We start from the raw sequence: 21,178 nt of genomic DNA on the forward strand, positions 1-21,178 counted from the left end.
CCGGTGACTTGCGCGGGTAAAGTGCAATGAAGCATTGAAAGGGGCTGTCATGACGTCCACTCCCACCCCACTGAACGCGCTGATCCAGTCGATTGGTTCGCGCACCCCGTCGTCCGGCGACTACGCCATGCCGATCCCCGGCCTGGGCTTTTATCGGCGTGAGCAACCCGCTGCGCCGGTGGTGTGCATGGTTGAGCCGTGCATCGTGCTGGTGGCCCAGGGCGAGAAGCAGTTGTGGGTCGGTGGCGAGGGCTACCCCTACGACACTTCCCGGTTCCTGGTGACATCGCTGGACATCCCGGCCAATTCCGAGGTGCTGGCGGCCAGCCCCGAGCAGCCGTGCCTGGGGCTGACGTTCAAGCTGGACCTGCGCATGCTCGCCGAGCTGATCGCCCAGGGTGGCTTGCCACCGGTGCGTGAGCGCGCGGTCATGAAGGGCGTGGGGATCGGCACGGTCACCGACGGCATGCTGGCCGCATTCGCGCGCCTGGTGGCGTTGCTGGATGAACCCGAGGCTATCCCGGTACTCGCGCCATTGATCCAGCGCGAGATTCATTACCGGCTATTGAAAAGCGACCAGGCCGGCCGACTGCGCCAGATCTGCTCGGTGGACGGGCAGGGCTATCGAATTGCCAAGGCGATCGACTGGCTGAAGTTGAATTTCGACGCGGCCCTGCGTGTGGAAGAGCTGGCAGCGCGGGTGCAAATGAGCGCGGCGACCTTTCACCATCACTTCCGGCAACTGACCGCGATGAGCCCGCTGCAATACCAGAAATGGCTGCGTCTGAATGAAGCACGACGATTGATGTTGAACGAGCACCAGGATGTCTCCAGTGCCGCGTTCAAAGTCGGGTATGAGAGCCCGTCGCAATTCAGCCGTGAGTACAGCCGGCTGTTCGGGGTGCCGCCCAAGCGTGATATGGCGACACTGCGGGGCAGGGCAGGTGTCAGTGATCCGCCGGGGTCAGATTAGCGTAGAAGATGCAGCCAATCAGCCGTGCGAACAGGCTCAGGGTTTCCGGCAGGTTCGGGTCGTCGAACAGCATGGCCCGTGAGTCCAGCGCACACAGCGCCCCGAACAGGCGGCCATCGGGCAGAAAGATCGGCGCACCGGCGTAGCTTTCGATGGCGTATTGCTTGACCACCGGGCGTGACGCGAAACGGCCGTTCTGGCTGATCTGGGGGATGAACAGGGTGTGTGGGTTGATGCAGAACTCACTGCACAGGGTGGTTTCAAGGTCGAGTACGTCGTCGACGTTGATGCCCATTTGCAGCGGGTCGTAGGCCGAACACACCACCCATTCCTGGTCGGTGAACTTGGCGATGCCGGCGAATCTCATCCCGGTCAGACGAGTGACCAGCTTGAGGATGTTGGTGGTTGCTTCAATTTCGGCAATGGCGGCGCGCTCGTCTGCGCTGAGTAACCTGTGTGCGGCGGTGACGCTTGAAACCATGCTGAACGCTCCAATGGCGTGGTCGCAGGCCGCGACCACGCACAGTCAGGTTATTAGTTGATGCGCGGGTGTTGCTGTACCAGGTTTTCCCGCTTGGTTTGCAGCGCGGCAATCTCGGCATCGATGTCTTCGATTTTCTGCTCGATATTGTCGTGATGCTCCTGCAGCAGCTCCTTGGCTTCTTCCATGTCGGAAGCCGCCGGGGCCGCGCCACGCAGGGGCTTGTTGGCGGTTTCCTTCATGGTCAGGCCCGTGATCAGTCCAACCACTGCAAACACCATCAGGTAATAGGCGGGCATGTACAGGTCGTTGGTGCTCTCCACCAGCCAGGCCACGGCGGTTGGCGTAACACCGGCGATCAGTACCGAGACGTTGAACGCACTGGCCAGGGCGCTGTAGCGCAGATGGGTGGGGAACATTGCTGGCAAGGTCGACGCCATCACGCCGATAAAGAAGTTCAGCACCACCGCCAGAATCAACAGGCCGCCGAAAATCAGGCCGGTCTTGCCGCTGGTGATCAGCATGAAGGCCGGAATCGACAGGAACAGCAGGCCGATGCTGCCGGCGATGATGAACGGCTTGCGGCCGATCTTGTCGCTGACAAAACCAATGAACGGTTGCACGAACAACATGCCGACCATGATCGCGATGATGATCAGCACGCCGCTGTTTTCGGCATAGTGCAGGTTGTGGGACAGGTAGCTCGGCATGTAGGTGAGTAGCATGTAGTAGGTCACGTTGGTGGCCGCGACGATACCGATGCAGGTCAGCAGGCTGCGCCAGTGCTTGGTGGCGATTTCCTTGAACGAGACTTTAGGGCCGTGGCTCAAGCCTTCGCGGTCACCCTGTTCGAGTTTGTCGACATGCTGTTGAAACGCCGGGGTCTCTTCCAGCGCGTGGCGCAGGTACAGGCCGATGATGCCCAGGGGCAGGGCGAGGAAGAACGGCAGGCGCCAGCCCCAGGCCTCGAATTCGGCTTCACCGAGCACGGTGGAGATCAACACCACCACCCCCGCGCCGAGCACGAAACCGGCGATGGAGCCGAAGTCCAGCCAGCTGCCAAGGAATCCGCGCTTGCGGTCCGGGGCGTACTCAGCCACGAAAATCGACGCGCCGGTGTACTCGCCGCCCACCGAGAAACCCTGGGCCATTTTGCACAGCAGCAACAGGATCGGGGCCCAGATGCCAATGGAGGCATAGCCGGGGATCAAGCCGATGGCAAAGGTGCTCAAGGACATGATCACGATGGTGGCGGCCAGGACTTTTTGCCGCCCGTACTTATCGCCCAGTGCGCCGAAGAACAGGCCGCCCAGCGGGCGAATCAGGAAAGGTACGGAGAAGGTAGCCAGTGCTGCGATCATCTGCACGCTGGGGGAAGCGTCGGGGAAGAACACCTTGCCCAGCACATAGGCGACAAAGCCATAGACGCCAAAGTCGAACCATTCCATGGCATTGCCAAGTGCGGCGGCGGTGATCGCCTTGCGCATCTTGTTGTCGTCGACAATGGTGATGTCTTTCAATCCGATGGGTTTGACGCGTTTTTTACGTAGTTTCATGCGGGCCACTCAAAAGCTGAACAGGGGAGGTGCCATCGCTACGATGGCACCGCTCTGTCAGTTCAGATACAAGTGGACACGAAATAATTCACCGCTTTGTGTATTTTTTCTCGCATGGGTAAAAATGCCTGGTTCTGAAGGCCGATGCATAGCTACCGGCAAAACAGATCAAATGTGGGAGCTGGCTTGCCTGCGAAAGCGGTGGTTCAGTTAAAGATTCAGTGACTGGCACTCCGCTTTCGCGGGCAAGCCCGCTCCCACAAGGGGAGGCATTGTCAGTCAGGCAAAACAGGGAAGTCATTTAAATGCCAAGCAGTCATTCACGCCTTACCTACCGCCAACCACGACCCGCAGACGTTCAGCGATTGTTCGCGATCTTCGGCGATCCACAGACCAACCTGTTCAATCCTGCCGGCCCGCTGCCCAACCTGAGGGCGGCACAACGGCTTTTGGATCACTGGCTGGAGCAATGGGCTTCCCAGGGCTACGGCTGGTGGGCGATTGCCCGCAAAGAGACCCCCGACCACATCATCGGGTTTGGCGGCATCGCGCCCCTTAATTACCTGACGCAGCGGCGCATCAACCTTGGCTATCGTCTGGCCGTGGAGGCCTGGGGGCAGGGGTATGCCACTGAGCTGGGTCGTGACGCCCTGGCGCTCGCGTTCGACACGCTATCGCTACCGGAAGTCTTCGGGTTAGTGCGGCCCGATCATGCTGCGTCGATCCGCGTATTGGAGAAGCTCGGCATGCAACGCTTTGGCCTGCTGGATGATGTCCCCGGTCAAGCGCCCAGCCTAGTGTTCAGGGTTTGTCGTCCTACAACTGCACAGCACTGACATTTTTCGAATTCACGTAATTCCTGGATAAGCGGCAATCTTTGCGATTGACACTGCGCGGGCGTCTCGCTATAAAATCAGCAGTTGTACGACGACATATGACGTTACATATGTCCTACCTAACAAAAATAAAAAGTGATGCCATGAATCTGAACGAGCCCATCAGTGCCCTTCGTGTCGGCCAGGCGGTCGGCAGCTATCGCTGGACGATCTGCGCGATGTTGTTTTTCGCGACCACGGTCAATTACCTCGACCGCCAGGTGCTCAGCCTCTTGGCACCGCAACTGTCAACGCAGTTTGGCTGGAGCAACACCGATTACGCCAACATCGCGGCGGTGTTCCAGTTTGTCTACGCCATTTCCATGCTGTTTGCCGGGCGCTTCGTCGACAGGATCGGCACCAAGGCCGCCTACGTGGTGGCGATTGGTATCTGGTCTACCGGCGCGATCATGCATGCGTTTTCGGTGCCGATGGGCGAGGGCATCGCAGCGGTCAGTGGTGCCATTGGCCTGGCGGTGATTCCGGTGTCGATTGCCGGCTTCATGCTCTCACGGGCGGTATTGGCGATTGGCGAAGCGGGTAACTTCCCGATCGCTATCAAGGCCACTGCCGAATATTTCCCCAAGAAAGAACGCTCCCTGGCCACCGGTATCTTCAATTCCGGCGCCAACGTCGGCGCGATCCTGGCGCCAATCTGTGTGCCACTGATTGCTGGCATGTGGGGCTGGGAGGCGGCGTTTATGGTCATCGGTATGCTGGGTTTTGTCTGGGTTGCCGTGTGGGCCGCCGTGTATGAAAAACCGGAACAGCAAAAACGCCTGTCACCTGAGGAACTGGCCTACATCCGTAGCGACCAGACCGTACAACCATTTACCCCTGCACCGACGGGCACCGCAGGGAAGAAAGTCTCCTGGTTCAAACTATTGACCTACCGCCAGACCTGGGCGTTTGCCTTCGGCAAGTTCATGACCGACGGCGTGTGGTGGTTTTTCCTGTTCTGGTTGCCCACCTACCTGTCTGCCCAATACGGCATGAAAGGCGCCGATATCGTGATGCCGCTGGCGGTGCTGTACAGCATGACCATGGTCGGCAGTATTGGCGGCGGCTGGTTCCCCAGCTACTTCATGGCGCGCGGCGATGCCCCCTATGACGGGCGCATGAAAGCCATGCTGGTGATTGCGCTGTTCCCGCTGGTGGTGTTGCTGGCGCAGCCGTTGGGTTACCTCAGCTTCTGGGTGCCGGTGCTGCTGATCGGTGTGGGCGCTTCGGCACACCAGGCGTGGTCATGCAACATTTTCACCACCGTGTCCGATATGTTCCCGCAGAAAACCGTGGCCTCGGTGGTCGGCATTGGCGGCATGGCCGGTGGCCTGGGTGGCGTGCTCATGACCAAGATCGGTGGCTGGGTGTTCGACTATTACAAGTCCATCAACGACATCCATACCGGCTACATGATCATGTTTGCCATCTGCGCCCTGGCTTACCTGGTGGCCTGGAGCGTGATGAAGACGCTGGTGCCGCGCCACAAGGAAATCACTGATCTGTGACGCTAGCTAGAAAGGTCATCAAGGCAGCGACGATGACCTCGGGCGCGTCCTCTTGCACCAGATGCCCCGCACGCGGGACGCGCAGGTAGCGTGCACCTAATCTATCTGCGAGCGCGTCGCCTTGTGCCACGTTGATCCATTGGTCCTCCTCTCCCCAGAGCAATTGCACCGGGCAACGCAGCCCGGTGAGCCGGTCTTCAATCTGGTCGGTATAGCGCTGGTCCATTTGCGCAATCTGGCGATAGAAGGCGGGCTGGCCAATCTCACCTGTCCAGGGTGTGACGTAGGCGAGCAGCACCTCGGCAGGTAGCGGCGTGAAGGCGGCGCCCTGTAGATAGGCACGCACAATCGCCTCATGGATATAGGCCGGCGCGTCGCTGAAGGCCTGTTCATGGCGGCGCACATGCTGCACCAGCGGCGAACCCCAGGGCGCCATGGCGACGGGGTCGATCAAGGTCAGGCTGGCATAGTCGCAGCCATCGAGCAGATGCGCACGCAGCGCCGTGGCACCGCCAAAATCATGGGCCAGCACATGGGGGCGTTCCAGGCCCCAATGGTGTAGCAGTGCGGCGAGCAACAGGTTTTGCACGCCCAGGGACACGTCCTGGCCCGGCGCCTGTTCAGACTGGCCATAGCCAAGCAGGTCGTAATAGAACACGCGGTATTGCTGGGCGAACAAGGGTGCGATACGGTGCCACACATGGGAAGAGAACGGTGTGCCATGCACCATCACCAGCGCAGGCCCCTGGGTACCCAGCTGGCCCCAGCGCACGGTTTGATTGTGGAAGTCAAAGGTGTGGGGCAGTGCCAGTGCGTCGTTTGAATGGGTCATGGTTGAGTCTCCCCTAAGGTCTGATGGGTTGTGGCGGGTTTTGCCTGCGCCAGGAGGATACGAACCGCCATGACCACGCCGACGAGCACGGCAGCCAGGCCCACGGCCTCCATTGGCGTCGGCCAGCGCTGGTGAAAGCCTAGACCGAGCAGGCTGGCGAAGAGTGATTCCAGGGCAATCAACTGACCGCTCAGTACCATGGGCAGGCGCCGCGTTGCCGCGTTCCAGGCCCAGGCGCCGACCACCGTGGACATCACCGCGATGCCCAGGCTCCAGGCATACAGCGGCCATGCCTGGCTCCAAGCCGCGCCAAGGGTCGGCAACCGAAACAAGCCCAGCGCGTATAGCCATGGCAGCAGGCACAGCGCCGCGCCGCCTGCGCCTACCAGCATCAGGGCAGTCCACAGACCGGTTGCGCTGGCTGGCAGGCGCGCCAGTTGCTGTTGATTGATGACGCTGAACCCCAGCCACAAGGCCACTGCGCCCAGGGAGAAGCACAAACCCGCCAGCCAGGAACCGGTGCCGGAGGCGGGCAGTTGGAGGCTGCTGACCGTGGCCAGCAACAGCCCCATGGTGAGGCAGGACAACGGCATCACCAACTGGCGCCATTGCAGGGTCTTGTGACTGGCGTTGCCTATCAACGCCAGTAGCACCGGGACCATGCCGACAAACGCTGGCGTCAGCACCGGGCCGCCGAACATCACGCCGGCAGCAATGCACACGCCATAACCGAGGCAACCCAGTGCGCCCAGTGCTGCCGCCAGTACGCACTGGCCGGTGCTGAGTACACTCAATTGCGCCCTGCACACCATCATCCAGACGAGACCCAGCCCACCGGCCATCAGAAACCGTACGGCCATCAAGTCGTAGAGGCTGTAGACGCCGGTGACGTAGGGCGCAATGAAGTTCAGCGCCCAGCCCAGGGTGGCGACAACGGCCAATATCACACCGGTAAAGAGTGAGGTGCGGGCGCTGGTCATCAGGCTGATCCATGAAGTGAGGGATTCATGGTGCCCAGCGCTGCGGCTGTGCTACAAACGAGTTTTCAGCCTTGGATGCATAACCACAGATTATGAATGCACTTGGCAAAACCTTACCGCCTCTGGCCAGCCTCCTGCCGTTTGAAGCGGCGGCGCGCCTGGAGAGTTTCTCCAAGGCGGCCGATGAATTGCACCTCACCCAGGCAGCGGTCAGTCGGCAGATCCGCGGGCTGGAATACAACCTGGGGGTCAAGCTGTTTTGTCGGCGCAACCGTGGGGTGTTCCTGACGCAAGAAGGGCGTGAGCTGGGGCGGGTGGTCAGCCTGGCCTTGCACAGCATCAGTGAGGGCGCGGTCAGCCTGAGAACATCGCCCCAGCGCAATCGCGTGGTATTGCTATGCCAGCTATGCGAGGCGTTCTATTGGTTGATGCCGCGTCTCGCGACCTTCCACCAGCAATACCCGCAGATCGAGATCCAGGTGGTGACCTGCACGCGGCCGATCACCCAGTTCGACGGGCATTTCGATGTGGCCCTGCAAAGTACCCGGCGCGCCAGTGGCAGCCATACGCTGATGTTCACCGCCTCCGACGAGGTGTTCCCGGTGTGCAGCCCCAGCTACCTCTGCCCGGAACAACCGTTATCACTGGCTGAATTAAAGCCCTGCACCTTTCTGCACCACAGCTCCGAGCCTCCGCACTTGATGGAATGGGATGAGTGGCTGCAGATGTTCGGCCACACGCTGGCCAGGGATGCACGCAGTGCCACCTTCGACAGTTACCCGCTGATGTTGCAAGCCTCCGTGGAAGGGCACGGTATCGCCATGGGTTGGCGTCGTACCGCAAGCCGGCTGATTGAGAGTGGGGCGCTGGTGCGGCCCTGCGCAGAAAGCGTGTTTTTGCCCGAGGCTATTTCGGTCTACAGGCAGCAAGGGGCGGGCAGTCGGGAGGAGGTCACGGCGTTGTTGGCCTGGCTTGACGCACAATTGCAGAGTGACGGCTGACAGGGGCGTCGCAGCCCCTGTCATCTGCGGTTATTGGTTACGCGTGACGCGCCAAATCGTATTGGCCAGGTCGTCGGCAATGATCAGCGCGCCTTTGGGGTCCACCGTCACCCCCACTGGACGCCCACGGGTCTTGCCGTCGTCGCCGCGGAAGCCGGTGGCAAAGTCGATGGGCTCGCCCGCCGGTTTGCCGTTGCTGAACGGTACGAAGATCACCTTGTAGCCCACTGGGTTGTCACGGTTCCAACTGCCGTGCTCGCCGACAAACGCGCCGTCAGCGAATTTTTCACCCATGGCAGGGATGGAGAAATCCACGCCCAGCGCGGCCACATGGGAGCCCAGGCTGTAATCGGGTTTGATCGCCGCAGCCACCTTGGCCGGGTTTTGCGGTTGTGCGCGAGGGTCGACGTTCTGGCCCCAGTAGCTGTAGGGCCAGCCGTAGAAGGCACCTTCACGCACCGACGTCAGGTAGTCTGGCACCAGGTCGGGGCCGAGTTCATCGCGCTCGTTGACCACGGTCCACAGTTGCCCTGAGCCCGGTTGGATGGTCAGCGCCGTCGGATTGCGCAGGCCCGTAGCGTAGGGCTTATGCGCGCCGGTCGCGGCATCGATCTGCCAGACCATTGCGCGGTCGATCTCCACTTCCATGCCGCGTTCGGTGATGTTGCTGTTGGAACCGATGCCCACGTACAGCTGACGCCCGTCGTCACTGACGGCCAATGACTTGGTCCAGTGATGGTTGATCTGCGCCGGCAGGTCGGTGACTTTGACGGGCGGGGCGCTGGCCTTGGTTTGGCCGTCGGCGTAGTCAAAGCGCACCAGTGCGTCCTGGTTGGCCACGTACAGTTTGCCGTCGGCGAATGCCAGCCCGTAGGGAGCGTTGAGGTTGTCGGCGAATACCGTCTTGAGTTCATAGGTGCCGTCACCGTCGGCGTCACGCAGCAGCGTAATGCGGTTGCCGCCCTTGACCTTGGTGTTGCCCTGGGCCTTGATCACACTGGCGATCACGTCCTTGGGCTTGAGCTTGGCCGCACTGCCGCCACGGCCTTCGGCCACCAGGATATCGCCGTTGGGCAGCACCAGGGTCTGGCGCGGGATCGCAAGGTCGGTGGCGATGGCGGTGACGCTGTAGCCTTCGGGCACCTTGGGCTTTTGATCGCCCCACGGCGTGGGCTCGGCAATCTTCATGCTCGGCAACAGGCTGCTTTGTTGTTCGGGCAGCTTGGGGTCAGGGCCGCGCGCCTGGGTCTTGTCACCTTCGCCGCCACAGGCACTCAGCAACAGGGCGGCGCTGAGCAGGGTCAGTGTGTTGAGTGGTTTCATCGGGCAGCTCCTGAGCGCAGGTTGGTCAAGCCGATCCAGGTGGCGACAATCGCCAGCACGGTGACGATCGCCGACAGCACCAGGCCAGCAGGCATCATGGCGTAGGCATCCTTGGCATGTTGAAAGGCGTTCACCAGCCCCAGCACCCAAGTGCCCAGCAACAGCAGGAAGTACGCCACCGGGCGCCCGCCCTTGTGTTCGGCGCGCACCAGGTTGACCAGTGCAAACAGCAGGGCAAAACCACAGAACACCAGCGCCCCGGCGATCAGCCAGGAAGCAAAATTGGCCCATTGGATCTGGTAGGTCTGGCCGTAGGCGATATCACTGAGCAAGGCCCCGAGAAACAACGGCACGGTGCCGGCAAGCAAAGTGCCATGCAACGGCCCAGGCCTGACGACGGGGTAAGTGGAGAGGGTAGTCATGTTGGTGGCGGCTCCTTATCGTTCTGCACCCTGGGCTCAGGGCGCGCTGACTTCGCATAGGAAAGGAGCATGGCACTTGTAAGAAAGTTCACTGGGATGGCGTGTCGAGGTGTTTCTCGAACCATGCCCAATAGGGCGTATTTTTGACCTGGCGGCGGTTGTAATCCGGGCTGCCATCGCCCCACCACACAGGGCCCCGCTCGCCCAATGCGACCTTGCCGCGCTGCACCCGTTGCCGGGCGGCGTTCAAGGCATCGGGGTCGGCGCTGCCCTTGGCTGACTTGACCGCCCGGCGTGCATCCATCAATTCATTGACCCAGTATTGGCGCGTCGCTTCATCCAGCGCCGGATTGGTACAGCGCCACAACTGCCCCTTGACCACAAAGTAGCGACCGTCCGGGGTGCTAAGCATGGTGCCAGCGCAGCACTCGCAGCACACCCCATAGCATCGAAATCACAATCGCCATCCAACCGGCAAACAGACTGAAGAGTGTCATTGCAAGGTTCATCACCACCTCCAATTGCGTTGTCGTCTCCTGATAAGTGACCTCGCTCGGGAACGAGGATTCAACTGGATGTGTTTACGATAATGCCTGCATGACTCATCCTGTTGGGCTCCTCCAAGGAATCGTTTTATGCCAACCCTGCACCTGTTATGCGGCAAAATCGCCTCCGGCAAGTCCACACTCGCCAAGACCCTCGCCACCGAGCACGCAGCCATTGTGCTCAGCGAAGACCAGTGGCTGGCCAGTCTCTACCCTGGTCAGATCCAGAGCATTGCCGACTACCTGCGCTGTGCCCAGCAGGTTCGTGGAGTACTTGAGCCGCTGGTGAACGATCTGTTGGCGTGCGGCGTCAATGTGGTGCTGGATTTTCCGGCCAATACCCTCGCCAATCGTCAATGGTTACTCGGCCTGGCCCAGGCAGCCAAGGTGCCGCACTGCCTGCATTACCTGGAGCTGGACGATGCCACCTGTCGTGCGCGCCTGCATGCGCGCAATGCCCGAGGTGAACATGATTTTGCCGCCACCGATGCCGAGTTTGACCTGATCACTCGCCATTTCAGTGTGCCGAGTGAAGAGGAAGGGTTGGTGATTGAGGTGCATCGCCCGTGACTACCCAAAAACCTGCTGGCATCGATGGCGACGGCTATATCCTCACCGTCGCTGATGGACCTATACAACCGGAGTTCCAGCCCTTGCTGGCGGACGTTTGCGCTACCTTGTCCCGGCCTGAGCTGGGGCTGCACGGGATCTACCTGTATGGCAGCATCGCACGGGGCGAAGGTGAGACCGGCATTTCTGATCTTGACCTTTCCCTGATACTGGTCGAGCCACCGGATGCGCCTGTGCTTGAACAATTGGAGTCGGCCCGACTCGCCCTGGAGCAACGGCATCCGAGCGTCACCAAGATCGACTTTGACATCGGCCACCGCGCTCAAGTATTGGCGCCTGAAAACCTAAACAGTTGGGGCTTCTGGCTCAAACATCATTGCCGCTGTCTCTGGGGCGAAGACCTGTCACTGCACGTCGAACCGTTTCGCCCGTCCCGTGCCATCGCCCTGGCGGTCAATGGTGATTTTGAACAGGCGCTCACGGCGTACCTGTTGCGCATCGAACAGGCCAGCACTGAACACACACGGCTTGGCCTGCAGCGCGAAGCATCGCGGGCCTTGATCCGCGCTACCCACACCCTGCGAGCGGTAGATGCGCAAAACTGGCCGCAAACCCTGGAAGACTACGTCGGGCTGTTCGTCCAGCATTACCCGAACATGCGCGTGCAAATCGCCTACTTCCTGTTTGAAGCACGCAACCCGAGCGCCGAGGGCGAGGCATTTACGACACGCCTACGGGCGTTTCTGAGCTGGATGGTTTCCGCCCTCATAGAAAGGAATCAATCAGATGCGTGAACGCAAAGCCGCACGGTTACTGGTCATAAACCCTGCACAGCAAGTGTTGCTGTTTCGCTTCGTGCATAAAGACGGCGCCCTGGCCGGCCAGGATTACTGGGCCACGCCGGGCGGTGGCGTGGAGGCGGGGGAGAGCTTCCACAGCGCTGCGATTCGTGAGTTGCGCGAAGAGACTGGTACCACCGTCAGCAGCGTTGGGGAATCTGTGGCAGAGCGTAGTTTCCCGTTGATGTTACCCAGCGGTGAAACCGTGTTGGCAGTAGAGCGGTACTTCGTTGTGCATGCATCCAGCGACGCGCTTTCCAGGGCCGAATGGACAGTAGAGGAGACCCAGGTGATGGCGGATCATCATTGGTGGTCGGCAGAGGCGCTGCTCGCGACGAGCGATACGGTATGGCCGCAGGCGTTGCCGCAAATGCTGGAGGATGCCGGGGTGTTTTAGCCGTTTTCCATGAACGATGGGGGCAGGCGAATCGGGGCGACATTTAGGTAAGCGGCGGCTTTAGGGCTGTCACGGGAGCAAGCTCCCTCGCCACAGGTGCAGCATTGCATCAAAAAGCGCATCGCGGGTTATATGGATCTAATATTTCCCCGGTGTTGAACACCCTTGCATAGTCCATCGCCAAGTTACTGAGCGACAACGCATGCACATCCTCTGCGGCCCACAGCCGCCCCGACAAGTCGGTTTGATCGAAGGTAAAACACGCATCCGCCGCCACGATCACGTCGAACCCCAGGTTGCCGCCTGAGCGTGCGGTGGATTCCACTGAATTGTTGGTGATGACCCCGACGATCACCAACTGCTGGATCGAGCGCAGGTGCAGCCAGCGCTCCAGGCCCGTGGCGCTGAATGCATCCGGTACGTTTTTTTCCACCACATGCTCATGGGCCAGAGGGTGCAGCGCATCCTGGAACTCACAGCCGGGCTGGCCTGGCCTGAACACCGAAGCGCCAGAGCGGGAGATATGCCGCACATGAATGATCGGGCGTTGCGCCTGGCGCCAGGCATTGAGCAATTGCTGTATGCGCAGCTCGGCGTCTGGGTTGTTGCGGCGGCCAAGGGTGGGATCGGCCATGCCTTTTTGCATATCGATGATCAACAATGCGGCGTTAGTCGCTATCGGTTCCATGGCCTGTCCTGGCAGAGGTGAACATTATCTAACTGGTTGGAAGTTAGCACCGATCGGCAGCCCATACGCAAATCCCTGAGACTTCCCGGCGAAACGCTTCATAATGGCGGCCAATTTGTTTAGCTCGTTATTCTGGTGTGCCCGCATGGAAATTAAGGTCAACTTTCTCGACAACCTTCGGCTTGAAGCCAAGTTCGATGACTTCACGGTCATTGCCGACCAGCCCATCCGCTACAAGGGCGATGGTTCGGCACCGGGGCCATTCGACTACTTCCTGGCTTCGTCGGCGTTGTGTGCGGCGTACTTTGTGAAGTTGTACTGCCAGACGCGCAATATTCCCACCGAGAATATTCGCCTGTCGCAGAACAACATCGTCGACCCGGAAAACCGCTACAACCAGATTTTCAAGATCCAGGTCGAATTGCCCACAGATATCTCCGACAAGGACCGCCAAGGCATCCTGCGCTCCATCGACCGCTGCACCGTGAAGAAGGTGGTGCAGGCCGGGCCGGAATTCGTGATTGAGGAAGTCGAGAACCTCGACGCCGATGCCCAGGCGCTGTTGATGCCCAACTCCACGTCCGCAGCAGGCACCTACATTGCCGGCAAGGACCTGCCGCTGGAGCAGACCATCGCCAACATGTCGGCGATTCTCGCGGGCCTGGGCATGAAGATCGAGATTGCCTCGTGGCGCAATATCGTGCCCAACGTGTGGTCGCTGCATATCCGCGACGCCCATTCGCCGATGTGCTTTACCAACGGCAAAGGCGCGACCAAAGAGGGCGCGCTGGCGTCGGCGCTGGGTGAGTTCATAGAGCGTCTGAACTGCAACTTCTTCTACAACGACCAGTTCTGGGGCGAGGACCTGGCCAACGCGCCGTTCGTGCATTACCCGGACGAACGTTGGTTCCAGCCGGGCCCCAACGATGAGCTGCCGAGTGAAATCCTCGATGCCTACTGCCTGAAAGTCTACAACCGCGAGGGCGAGCTGCGTGGTTCACACCTGTTCGACACCAACTCCGGCAACGAAGCCCGTGGCATTGTCTCGCTGCCGTTCGTGCGTCAGTCCGATGGCGAGGTGGTGTATTTCCCGTCCAACCTGATCGAAAACCTCTACCTGAGCAACGGCATGAGCGCCGGCAACACCTTGGCCGAAGCCCAGGTGCAGTGCCTGTCGGAGATTTTCGAGCGAGCGGTGAAGCGCGAAATCATCGAAGGCGAATTTGCGCTGCCGGACGTACCCGCCGAAGTGCTGGCCAAGTACCCGGGCATCCTGGCGGGTATCGAAGGCCTGGAAGCCCAGGGCTTTCCGGTGCTGGTCAAGGACGCGTCCCTGGGCGGTGAGTTCCCGGTGATGTGCGTGACCTTGATGAACCCGCGTACCGGCGGCGTGTTCGCTTCGTTCGGCGCGCACCCCAGCCTGGAAGTGGCGCTGGAACGCAGCCTCACCGAGCTGCTGCAAGGCCGTAGCTTCGAAGGCTTGAACGACCTGCCGCAGCCGACCTTCGAAGGCCAGGCGGTCACCGAGCCGAACAACTTCGTCGAGCACTTTATCGATTCCAGCGGCGTAGTGTCGTGGCGCTTCTTCAGTGCCCAGTCGGATTATGAATTCGTCGAGTGGGACTTCTCCGGCCAGGGCGAAGACTCCAACGCCCAGGAAGCCGCCACGCTGTTCGGCATCCTCGAAGGCATGGGCAAAGAGTCGTACATGGCGGTGTATGAGCACCTGGGCGCTACTGCCTGCCGCATCCTGGTGCCGGACTACTCGGAAATCTACCCGGTGGATGACCTGATCTGGGACAACACCAACAAGGCGCTGTTTTTCCGCGAAGACATCCTCAACCTGCATCGCCTCAGCGAGGAGGAGCTGCAGGCGTTGGTCGAGCGCCTGATAGAAAGTGAGCTGGACGACTACACCGATATCACTACGTTGATTGGCATTGAGTTCGACGACAACACCGCGTGGGGCCAGTTGACCATCCTGGAGCTGAAACTGCTGATCTTCCTGGCGCTGAAGCAGTATGAAGAGGCCAAGGAATGCGTAGAGATGTTCCTGCAGTACAACGACAACACCGTTGAGCGCGGCCTGTTTTACCAGGCGATGAACGCGGTGCTGGAGATGGAACTGGATGATGACCTCGAGCTGGCTGACTACGAGGCCAACTTCCGGCGCATGTTCGGTAATGAGCGCATGGACGCGGTGATCGGCTCGGTCGACGGCAGTGTGCGCTTTTATGGGCTGACGCCGACCAGCATGAAGCTGGAAGGCCTGGACCGGCATTTGCGCTTGATCGACAGCTACAAGAAGCTGCATGCGGCGCGGGCCAACATCACCCAAGGCTGATACACACTGATCGTTCCGACGCTCCGCGTGGGAATGCAGTCAGGGACGCTCTGCGTCCCCAAGCGTGACGCAGAGCGTCACCGGATGCGTTCCCACGCGGAGCGTGGGAACGATCAAATTGAGTTAGATGTGGGCCAAGGCTTGCGCCAGATCGGCGCGCAAATCCTCCACATCTTCAACCCCCACCGACAAGCGCACCAGCCCATCGCCAATCCCCAATTGCGCTCGCGTCGCCGCCGGGATGCTGGCATGGGTCATGATCGCCGGGTGCTCGATCAGGCTTTCCACGCCCCCCAGGCTCTCGGCCAGGGCGAAGATCTTCACGTTTTCCAGAAAGCGCGTCGCGCCGGCCAAGTCGCTGTTCAAGTCCACTGAAATCATCCCGCCAAAGCCGCGCATCTGCTGTTTCGCCAGGTCGTGCTGTGGGTGGGATTTGAGGCCCGGGTAGTGAACCCGTGACACTTGCGGCTGTTGCTCCAGCCAGGTGGCCAGGTCCAGGGCATTGCTGCAATGGCGCTCCATGCGCAGCGCCAGGGTTTTTACCCCGCGCAGGGTCAGGAAGGCATCGAACGGCCCGGCGATGGCGCCGATGGAGTTTTGCAGGAAGCCCAGGCGTTCGGCCAATTCAGTGTTATCACCGACAACAGCGATACCACCGATCACATCAGAATGCCCATTGAGGTATTTGGTGGTGGAGTGCACCACGATGTCGAAGCCCAACTCCAGCGGGCGCTGGATCCAGGGGCTGGCAAAGGTATTGTCGGCCACGCAGATAATCCCGCGGGCACGGCAGATGCGGGCCACGGCGCGCAGGTCGGTCAGGCTCAGCAGCGGGTTGCTTGGGGTTTCGACCCAGACCATGCGCGTGTCGTCCTGCAATGACGCTTCAAACGCCGACAAGTCGCTGAGGTCGACATAGCTGAAACGGTGCCCGGCACTGCGCTGGCGCACCTTGTCGAACAGGCGGAAAGTGCCGCCGTACAGGTCGTTGCCCGAGACGATATGCGCGCCGGCATCCAGCAGTTCCAGCACGGTGGAGATCGCCGCCAGCCCCGAGGCAAATGCAAATGCCTGGCTGCCGCCTTCAAGGTCGGCCACGCAGCGTTCCAGGGCGAAACGCGTGGGGTTATGGGAGCGGCCATAGTCAAACCCCTTGTGCACGCCGGGGCTGTCTTGCAGGTAGGTGGAGTTGGCGTAGATCGGCGGCATCAGCGCGCCCGTGGTCGGGTCGGGTGACTGCCCGGCGTGGATCACACGGGTGGCAAACGCGCTTTTATCGGGCTGGCTCATGCAAGGGATCTCCGTAGGTGGTTAAGCAGGTCGACGCGGGTGATCAGGCCATGAAAGCCTGCGGCGTCGGCAATGATGGCGACCAGGCCGCGATCCAGTTCAGCCTGCAGTTCGGCCAGGCTGGCGTTGGGGGCTAGGGTGTGCAGGGTGTTGGTCATGGCGCTGGCGACGGTCATGGAAAAATCTGCGGCGTCGTGGTGCAGGCCCAGCAGGATGTCGGACTCGTCGATCACGCCCACCAGGGTCTGGCCATCGACCAGCACCGGCAGTTGCGACACGTCCGCCAGGCGCATGCGCTGGAAGGCGGTGAGCAGGGTGTCGTCGGGGCTTACGCTGATCACGCGGCCGTCTTCGAAGCGGCGCGCGATCAGGTCGCGCAGGTCACCGTAGTGCTTGTACTGCAGCAGGCCCGCGTCGTTCATCCACTGGTCGTTGTAAACCTTGGACAGGTAGCGCGTACCGGTGTCGCAAACAAAGGTCACCACGCGCTTTGGCTCGGTTTGCTCGCGGCAGTAGCGCAAGGCCGCGGCGAGCAGTGTGCCGGTGGATGAGCCGCCGAGGATGCCTTCGGCCTTGAGCAATTGGCGGGCGTGGTCGAAGCTGTCTGCATCACTGATGGAGTAGGCGTGGCGCACGCTGGACAGGTCGGCAATCGAAGGGATGAAGTCTTCGCCAATACCTTCCACGGCCCAGGAACCAGGGGTTTCCAGCTTGCCGCTGCGGCTGTATTCGGCCATCACCGAACCGACCGGGTCGGCCAGCACCATGGCCAGTTCGGGTTGCACGCGCTTGAAGAACCGCGTCAAACCGGTGAGCGTGCCGGCCGAGCCGACGCCCACCACAATGGCGTCTACGTCGTGCTGGGTCTGCGCCCAGATCTCCGGCGCGGTGCTGGTCTCGTGGGCCAAGGGGTTGGCCGGGTTATTGAACTGGTCGGCGAAGAACGAGCCTGGAATATCTTTGGCCAAGCGTGCCGCCACGTCCTGGTAATACTCGGGGTGGCCCTTGCCCACATCGGAGCGGGTGATATGCACCTCGGCGCCCATGGCCTTGAGGTGCAGCACTTTTTCCGTGGACATCTTGTCGGGCACCACCAACACCACCCGGTAACCCTTGGCCCGGCCCACCAGCGCCAGGCCCAGGCCGGTGTTGCCGGCGGTGGCTTCAATGATGGTACCGCCAGGGCGCAAACGACCGTCGCGTTCAGCGGCGTCGATCATCGCCAGGCCGATGCGGTCCTTGATGGAACCGCCGGGGTTTTGCGATTCAAGCTTGAGAAACAGCGTGCAGGGGCCGGTATCGAAGCGGCTGACCTTGACCAGCGGGGTGTTGCCGATCAGCTCAAGTACAGCAGGGCGTGAAGGGGTGGGCATGTCGTCTCCTGGTTACGGGATGGGCGCAGAGCGGGGGACAGCAAAAAAACCGCATGGCTTGGAACATAGGCCGGTATTGACGGCGTCGCAACCGGGCGTCCGTTGTATGAATTTTTTTGCCGCATGGAGGAGGGCGCGCGATCCAAGTGTGGGAGCTGGCTTGCCTGCGATGGTCATAGGTATCTACACAAATTTGGTGCGACGATGAACCTGTGGCGAGGGAGCTTGCTCCCGTGACGGCCTGACAGCCGGCGTCGATCTAACTAACGCGCCGCGATTCAAATGTGGGAGCTGGCTTGCCTGCGAAGGCGGTCTGCCAGCCGACCGGAATATTGGATTTGACCGAGTACATATCCATTATTAAGGTAACGGCCACCGATGGTTCCGCCCTGACGGCGGCTCACTTTGCAAAAGCCGGGATGCCGGCCCAGGCCAAAGTAAGCAAAACGCTCTTGCCCCACCACTCGGCACCTCGCCTAGGCTCGGTGTGCCCGTAATCCGCCAGCGCGGTTTAACGGGGCGCCTAAGATCAAGAGCGACTCGCTTCGCATCGTGGTTGCCGTCTGCTGTTACAACCCACAAAGTTGTGTAGATACCTATGCTGCGATGGCGGTGGTGCTGTTGGCATTTGTGCTGCCTGACCCACCGCCATCGCGGCCTCGCTAAGGCTCGAGCGCTCCCACCGTTCAGTTTCCGGCAATGGCGGCTTCGATAGCAGCGATGTCGATTTTGGTCATGGTCATCATCGCTTCAAATGCGCGCTTGGCGACGGCAGGATCTTTACTGGTAACTGCATCGACCAACACCCGCGGCGAGATCTGCCACGACAGCCCCCACTTGTCCTTGCACCAACCGCAAGCGCTCGCCTGCCCATCGTTGTCGATGATGGCATGCCAAAAGCGGTCGGTTTCCTCCTGGTTATCCGTGGACACCTGAAAGGAAAACGCTTCACTGTGCTTGAACAGGGGGCCGCCATTGAGGCCCACGCAGGGGATACCCAGCACGGTGAATTCCACGGTCAACTCATCGCCCTGCTTGCCTGCCGGGTAGTCGCCAGGCGCACGGTGTACGGCCTTTACTTCGCTGTCGGGGAAGGTGTTGGCGTAGAAGGTCGCTGCCGCCAGGGCATCGCCGTTGTACCAGAGGCAGATCGTATTTTTGTTGTTCATCGCAAGGCTCCTCGGGTTGAAAGGTGCATGAAGTCTAGACGAACAACCTGCAACGCTACTCAGGCTTGCACCGCCTCCCGGCCAGCGCGTGAGTCGGCCCGCCGCGAACGCCAGCTCAGCCCCAATACCATCAGCAAGCCCAGGCCCGCCATCAGTGCGCCTGCCAGGGAAATGGCCGGGTAGCCGAGCCCGGCATTGATCACTGCACCTCCCAATGCCGCACCAATCGCATTCCCAAAATTGAACGCACCGATGTTCATCGCCGAAGCCAGGTTAGGCGCGTCTTTGGCGGCCTCCATCACCCGCATCTGCAGCGGCGGCACCAGGGCAAAGCTGGCAGCGCCCCACAGCAGGATCGACAGCGCAGCGGGCAGCGGCCATTGCATGAGCACCGAAAAGGCCAACAGCACGGCAATCAACACCACCAGCGAGATGATCAAAGTGCGGTCCACTGAGCGGTCCGCAGATTTGCCACCCCACACATTGCCCAGGGTGAGCCCGATTCCGAACAGCACCAGCATCCCGGTGACGAAGTTGGTCGAAGCGTGGGTAACGTCCCGCAGAATCGGCGCGATGTAGGTGAATACCGTAAACATCGCACTCGAGCCCACCACGGTCAGGGCCAGCGCCGCCAGCACCGGCCCGCGCCCCAGCACACGGATTTCCGCCATCAGCCCGCCGCCTTTGGGCGCCGGCGCATTGGGCAAGGCCCACCACAGCGCCGCCATGACCACCGCGCCAAGCCCACTGATGCCCCAGAACGCGGTGCGCCAACCAAAGTTCTCGCCAAACCAGGTCGCCAGGGGCACGCCGCCAATGGTTGCGAGGGTCAGCCCCATGAACATCGCCGCCACAGCGCCCGCGCGCTTCTCGGGCGCCACCAGGCTTGCGGCCACAATCGAGCCAATCCCGAAGAACGCTCCGTGATTGAGCGACGTCACCAGCCTGGCGATCATCAATGTCTGGTAGTTGCTGGCCAACGCCGACAGCAAATTACCCAGGGTAAAAATCGCCATCAGCCCGATCAGCAGATAACGGCGGGGCACCCTGGCCGTCGCCAGGGTCATGATCGGCGCGCCAATCAACACGCCCATGGCGTAGGCGCTTACCAACAGCCCTGCAGCGGGAATGGAAACATCAAGATCAGCGGCGATACCGGGCAACATGCCCATAGGGGCAAACTCTGTGACCCCGATGCCAAAGGCACCGACGGACAATGCTACAAGGGGGGGATTGATACGCATGGGTGACTCCTCATCTGTGAGCCAAATGCTACAATCCTGCCTTTTGCAGCAGTAGCCCTTGGTTGGGAACTACAGCTTTGCGCAGGAGGCACAAATGGACATCGGCGGGCGTTCGGGAGAGATGGAAGTGTTCACCATGGTCGCCGAGCACGGCAGCCTGTCGGGCGCGGCCAGGGCCTTGGGGCTGACCCCATCGGCCATCAGCCGCATCATTACCCGCACCGAACAGCGCATCGGCACCCGCCTGCTGCTGCGCACCACCCGCGCCATCACCTTCACCGCCGAAGGCGAAGCCTACCTGCGCGGCGCCCGACGCATCCTCGCCGACATGGCCGAAGTCGAAGATGCCATCACCGACCAGGGCGCCCCACGCGGACGCCTGCGCGTCAGCGCCGCACTGGCCCACGGCCGCATGACCATCGTCCCCCTGATCGCCGCCTTCAGCGCCCGCTATCCCGCCATCGTCGTCGACCTGATGCTCGGCGACGAAGTCGTGGACATCCTCGGCGGCCAAGCCGACGTCGCCATACGCTTCGGCCCCCTCGCCGACAGCCCCCTGACTGCTCGCCTTATCGGCTCTACCGGGCAGGTTATCGTTGCTTCACCGGAGTACCTGGCAAAGCATGGCATCCCGGTGACGCCGCAGGATCTGCTTGAGCACAACTGCCTGCGCTTCAACTTCCGCCGAGCGGCGCCGGATTGGCCGTTTCGGGTGGATGGGCGGGAGTTTTCGTTGAAGGTGGCGGGGACGATTGAGGGGAATAGTGG

The 21,178-nt window shown here is 61.2% G+C and carries 21 protein-coding genes; 9 read left to right on the forward strand and 12 right to left on the reverse strand.

Features of this window, described 5'->3' with window-relative positions; translation table 11 throughout:
* Positions 1-49 precede the first annotated feature (49 nt).
* Positions 50-973, forward strand: coding sequence for an AraC family transcriptional regulator (locus GIV26_RS24675; protein ID WP_072446361.1), 924 nt, complete (start codon positions 50-52; stop codon positions 971-973).
* Here the strand turns inward: GIV26_RS24675 and GIV26_RS24680 are convergent.
* Together GIV26_RS24680 and proP are read right to left on the reverse strand one after the other, a co-directional pair.
* Positions 948-1,454: a GAF domain-containing protein gene (locus tag GIV26_RS24680; protein ID WP_020302594.1), complete on the reverse strand. Its 507-nt coding sequence runs from the start codon at positions 1,452-1,454 to the stop codon at positions 948-950. The two genes, GIV26_RS24675 and GIV26_RS24680, sit on opposite strands and share 26 nt — an antisense overlap.
* 53 nt (positions 1,455-1,507) lie before the next feature.
* A complete protein-coding gene (proP, locus tag GIV26_RS24685) occupies positions 1,508-3,010 on the reverse strand; it encodes a glycine betaine/L-proline transporter ProP (protein WP_014718644.1) in 1,503 nt (500 codons plus the stop codon).
* Positions 3,011-3,315: 305 nt separating this feature from the next.
* On the opposite strand from proP, the gene GIV26_RS24690 reads away from it, so the two are divergent.
* Both GIV26_RS24690 and GIV26_RS24695 read left to right on the forward strand, forming a co-directional pair.
* Entirely contained in the window at positions 3,316-3,846 is a 531-nt protein-coding gene (locus GIV26_RS24690) for a GNAT family N-acetyltransferase (protein ID WP_236282577.1), read from the forward strand.
* Between the two features lie 143 nt (positions 3,847-3,989).
* Positions 3,990-5,393 (forward strand): MFS transporter, encoded by a 1,404-nt coding sequence (locus GIV26_RS24695; protein WP_054897349.1) that lies wholly within the window; start codon positions 3,990-3,992, stop codon positions 5,391-5,393.
* Here GIV26_RS24695 and GIV26_RS24700 read toward each other — a convergent pair.
* Together GIV26_RS24700 and GIV26_RS24705 are read right to left on the reverse strand one after the other, a co-directional pair.
* Positions 5,380-6,225 (reverse strand): alpha/beta fold hydrolase, encoded by an 846-nt coding sequence (locus tag GIV26_RS24700; RefSeq protein ID WP_236282578.1) that lies wholly within the window; start codon positions 6,223-6,225, stop codon positions 5,380-5,382. The genes GIV26_RS24695 and GIV26_RS24700 overlap by 14 nt on opposite strands.
* Positions 6,222-7,205 carry a DMT family transporter gene (locus tag GIV26_RS24705; protein ID WP_236282581.1) on the reverse strand — a complete coding sequence of 328 codons (984 nt, stop codon included), beginning with the start codon at positions 7,203-7,205 and terminating at the stop codon, positions 6,222-6,224. The genes GIV26_RS24700 and GIV26_RS24705 overlap by 4 nt, the downstream gene beginning before the upstream one ends.
* A gap of 92 nt (positions 7,206-7,297) precedes the next feature.
* On the opposite strand from GIV26_RS24705, the gene GIV26_RS24710 reads away from it, so the two are divergent.
* A complete protein-coding gene (locus GIV26_RS24710; RefSeq protein WP_236282583.1) occupies positions 7,298-8,206 on the forward strand; it encodes a LysR substrate-binding domain-containing protein in 909 nt (302 codons plus the stop codon).
* A 30-nt stretch (positions 8,207-8,236) separates the two neighbouring features.
* Here the strand turns inward: GIV26_RS24710 and GIV26_RS24715 are convergent, their stop codons facing one another.
* From GIV26_RS24715 to GIV26_RS24725, 3 genes are all read right to left on the reverse strand, one after another.
* Complete coding sequence (locus GIV26_RS24715) at positions 8,237-9,529, reverse strand: PQQ-dependent sugar dehydrogenase (protein ID WP_014718638.1); 1,293 nt, start codon at positions 9,527-9,529, stop codon at positions 8,237-8,239.
* Entirely contained in the window at positions 9,526-9,951 is a 426-nt protein-coding gene (locus GIV26_RS24720) for a DUF2231 domain-containing protein (protein ID WP_054921373.1), read from the reverse strand. Before GIV26_RS24720 ends, GIV26_RS24715 begins: the two co-directional genes overlap by 4 nt.
* A gap of 88 nt (positions 9,952-10,039) precedes the next feature.
* Complete coding sequence (locus tag GIV26_RS24725) at positions 10,040-10,363, reverse strand: hypothetical protein (RefSeq protein ID WP_034127589.1); 324 nt, start codon at positions 10,361-10,363, stop codon at positions 10,040-10,042.
* A gap of 223 nt (positions 10,364-10,586) precedes the next feature.
* Between GIV26_RS24725 and GIV26_RS24730 the strand changes: the two genes are divergently transcribed.
* The 3 genes from GIV26_RS24730 to GIV26_RS24740 are packed head-to-tail and all read left to right on the forward strand — an operon-like array spanning position 10,587 to position 12,302.
* Positions 10,587-11,066, forward strand: a complete 480-nt coding sequence (locus GIV26_RS24730) for an AAA family ATPase (protein ID WP_236282586.1) — start codon at positions 10,587-10,589, stop codon at positions 11,064-11,066.
* Complete coding sequence (locus tag GIV26_RS24735; protein WP_236282588.1) at positions 11,063-11,860, forward strand: nucleotidyltransferase domain-containing protein; 798 nt, start codon at positions 11,063-11,065, stop codon at positions 11,858-11,860. The genes GIV26_RS24730 and GIV26_RS24735 overlap by 4 nt, the downstream gene beginning before the upstream one ends.
* Positions 11,853-12,302 carry an NUDIX hydrolase gene (locus tag GIV26_RS24740; protein ID WP_236282591.1) on the forward strand — a complete coding sequence of 150 codons (450 nt, stop codon included), beginning with the start codon at positions 11,853-11,855 and terminating at the stop codon, positions 12,300-12,302. The genes GIV26_RS24735 and GIV26_RS24740 overlap by 8 nt, the downstream gene beginning before the upstream one ends.
* 109 nt (positions 12,303-12,411) lie before the next feature.
* Here GIV26_RS24740 and GIV26_RS24745 read toward each other — a convergent pair whose 3' ends face one another.
* Positions 12,412-12,990, reverse strand: a complete 579-nt coding sequence (locus tag GIV26_RS24745; RefSeq protein WP_236282593.1) for a cysteine hydrolase family protein — start codon at positions 12,988-12,990, stop codon at positions 12,412-12,414.
* A 145-nt stretch (positions 12,991-13,135) separates the two neighbouring features.
* Between GIV26_RS24745 and GIV26_RS24750 the strand changes: the two genes are divergently transcribed.
* Entirely contained in the window at positions 13,136-15,334 is a 2,199-nt protein-coding gene (locus GIV26_RS24750) for an OsmC domain/YcaO domain-containing protein (RefSeq protein WP_236282595.1), read from the forward strand.
* Positions 15,335-15,457: 123 nt separating this feature from the next.
* On the opposite strand, the gene GIV26_RS24755 is transcribed toward GIV26_RS24750, so the two are convergent.
* From GIV26_RS24755 to GIV26_RS24770, 4 genes are all read right to left on the reverse strand, one after another.
* Positions 15,458-16,624 (reverse strand): cystathionine gamma-synthase, encoded by a 1,167-nt coding sequence (locus tag GIV26_RS24755; protein ID WP_054921389.1) that lies wholly within the window; start codon positions 16,622-16,624, stop codon positions 15,458-15,460.
* Positions 16,621-17,997 (reverse strand): pyridoxal-phosphate dependent enzyme, encoded by a 1,377-nt coding sequence (locus tag GIV26_RS24760; protein ID WP_060764260.1) that lies wholly within the window; start codon positions 17,995-17,997, stop codon positions 16,621-16,623. The genes GIV26_RS24755 and GIV26_RS24760 overlap by 4 nt, the downstream gene beginning before the upstream one ends.
* Before the next feature lie 686 nt (positions 17,998-18,683).
* The gene (locus tag GIV26_RS24765) at positions 18,684-19,166 is read right to left on the reverse strand and encodes a VOC family protein (RefSeq protein WP_236282597.1); all 483 of its coding nucleotides are present in this window, start codon (positions 19,164-19,166) and stop codon (positions 18,684-18,686) included.
* 59 nt (positions 19,167-19,225) lie between these two features.
* Complete coding sequence (locus GIV26_RS24770) at positions 19,226-20,410, reverse strand: MFS transporter (RefSeq protein WP_102666894.1); 1,185 nt, start codon at positions 20,408-20,410, stop codon at positions 19,226-19,228.
* Between the two features lie 94 nt (positions 20,411-20,504).
* On the opposite strand from GIV26_RS24770, the gene GIV26_RS24775 reads away from it, so the two are divergent.
* Positions 20,505-21,178: LysR family transcriptional regulator (locus GIV26_RS24775; protein ID WP_236282599.1), on the forward strand; the 674-nt coding region annotated here is incomplete at its 3' end.

It is taken from the genome of Pseudomonas sp. PA-1-3F, assembly GCF_021609665.1.
In the GTDB taxonomy this organism is placed as follows: Bacteria; Pseudomonadota; Gammaproteobacteria; order Pseudomonadales; family Pseudomonadaceae; genus Aquipseudomonas; species Aquipseudomonas paracarnis.

What these genes read in the sequence shown, in the direction of transcription:
- proP (WP_014718644.1), bottom strand. Translation starts at nt 3,010, where the DNA reads ATGAAACTACGTAAAAAACGCGTCAAACCCATCGGATTGAAAGACATC.
- GIV26_RS24675 (WP_072446361.1), top strand. Translation starts at nt 50, where the DNA reads ATGACGTCCACTCCCACCCCACTGAACGCGCTGATCCAGTCGATTGGT.
- GIV26_RS24695 (WP_054897349.1), top strand. Translation starts at nt 3,990, where the DNA reads ATGAATCTGAACGAGCCCATCAGTGCCCTTCGTGTCGGCCAGGCGGTC.
- GIV26_RS24725 (WP_034127589.1), bottom strand. Translation starts at nt 10,363, where the DNA reads ATGCTTAGCACCCCGGACGGTCGCTACTTTGTGGTCAAGGGGCAGTTG.
- GIV26_RS24770 (WP_102666894.1), bottom strand. Translation starts at nt 20,410, where the DNA reads ATGCGTATCAATCCCCCCCTTGTAGCATTGTCCGTCGGTGCCTTTGGC.
- GIV26_RS24705 (WP_236282581.1), bottom strand. Translation starts at nt 7,205, where the DNA reads ATGACCAGCGCCCGCACCTCACTCTTTACCGGTGTGATATTGGCCGTT.
- GIV26_RS24690 (WP_236282577.1), top strand. Translation starts at nt 3,316, where the DNA reads ATGCCAAGCAGTCATTCACGCCTTACCTACCGCCAACCACGACCCGCA.
- GIV26_RS24700 (WP_236282578.1), bottom strand. Translation starts at nt 6,225, where the DNA reads ATGACCCATTCAAACGACGCACTGGCACTGCCCCACACCTTTGACTTC.
- GIV26_RS24730 (WP_236282586.1), top strand. Translation starts at nt 10,587, where the DNA reads ATGCCAACCCTGCACCTGTTATGCGGCAAAATCGCCTCCGGCAAGTCC.
- GIV26_RS24755 (WP_054921389.1), bottom strand. Translation starts at nt 16,624, where the DNA reads ATGAGCCAGCCCGATAAAAGCGCGTTTGCCACCCGTGTGATCCACGCC.
- GIV26_RS24760 (WP_060764260.1), bottom strand. Translation starts at nt 17,997, where the DNA reads ATGCCCACCCCTTCACGCCCTGCTGTACTTGAGCTGATCGGCAACACC.
- GIV26_RS24740 (WP_236282591.1), top strand. Translation starts at nt 11,853, where the DNA reads ATGCGTGAACGCAAAGCCGCACGGTTACTGGTCATAAACCCTGCACAG.
- GIV26_RS24750 (WP_236282595.1), top strand. Translation starts at nt 13,136, where the DNA reads ATGGAAATTAAGGTCAACTTTCTCGACAACCTTCGGCTTGAAGCCAAG.
- GIV26_RS24720 (WP_054921373.1), bottom strand. Translation starts at nt 9,951, where the DNA reads ATGACTACCCTCTCCACTTACCCCGTCGTCAGGCCTGGGCCGTTGCAT.
- GIV26_RS24745 (WP_236282593.1), bottom strand. Translation starts at nt 12,990, where the DNA reads ATGGAACCGATAGCGACTAACGCCGCATTGTTGATCATCGATATGCAA.
- GIV26_RS24710 (WP_236282583.1), top strand. Translation starts at nt 7,298, where the DNA reads ATGAATGCACTTGGCAAAACCTTACCGCCTCTGGCCAGCCTCCTGCCG.
- GIV26_RS24765 (WP_236282597.1), bottom strand. Translation starts at nt 19,166, where the DNA reads ATGAACAACAAAAATACGATCTGCCTCTGGTACAACGGCGATGCCCTG.
- GIV26_RS24715 (WP_014718638.1), bottom strand. Translation starts at nt 9,529, where the DNA reads ATGAAACCACTCAACACACTGACCCTGCTCAGCGCCGCCCTGTTGCTG.
- GIV26_RS24680 (WP_020302594.1), bottom strand. Translation starts at nt 1,454, where the DNA reads ATGGTTTCAAGCGTCACCGCCGCACACAGGTTACTCAGCGCAGACGAG.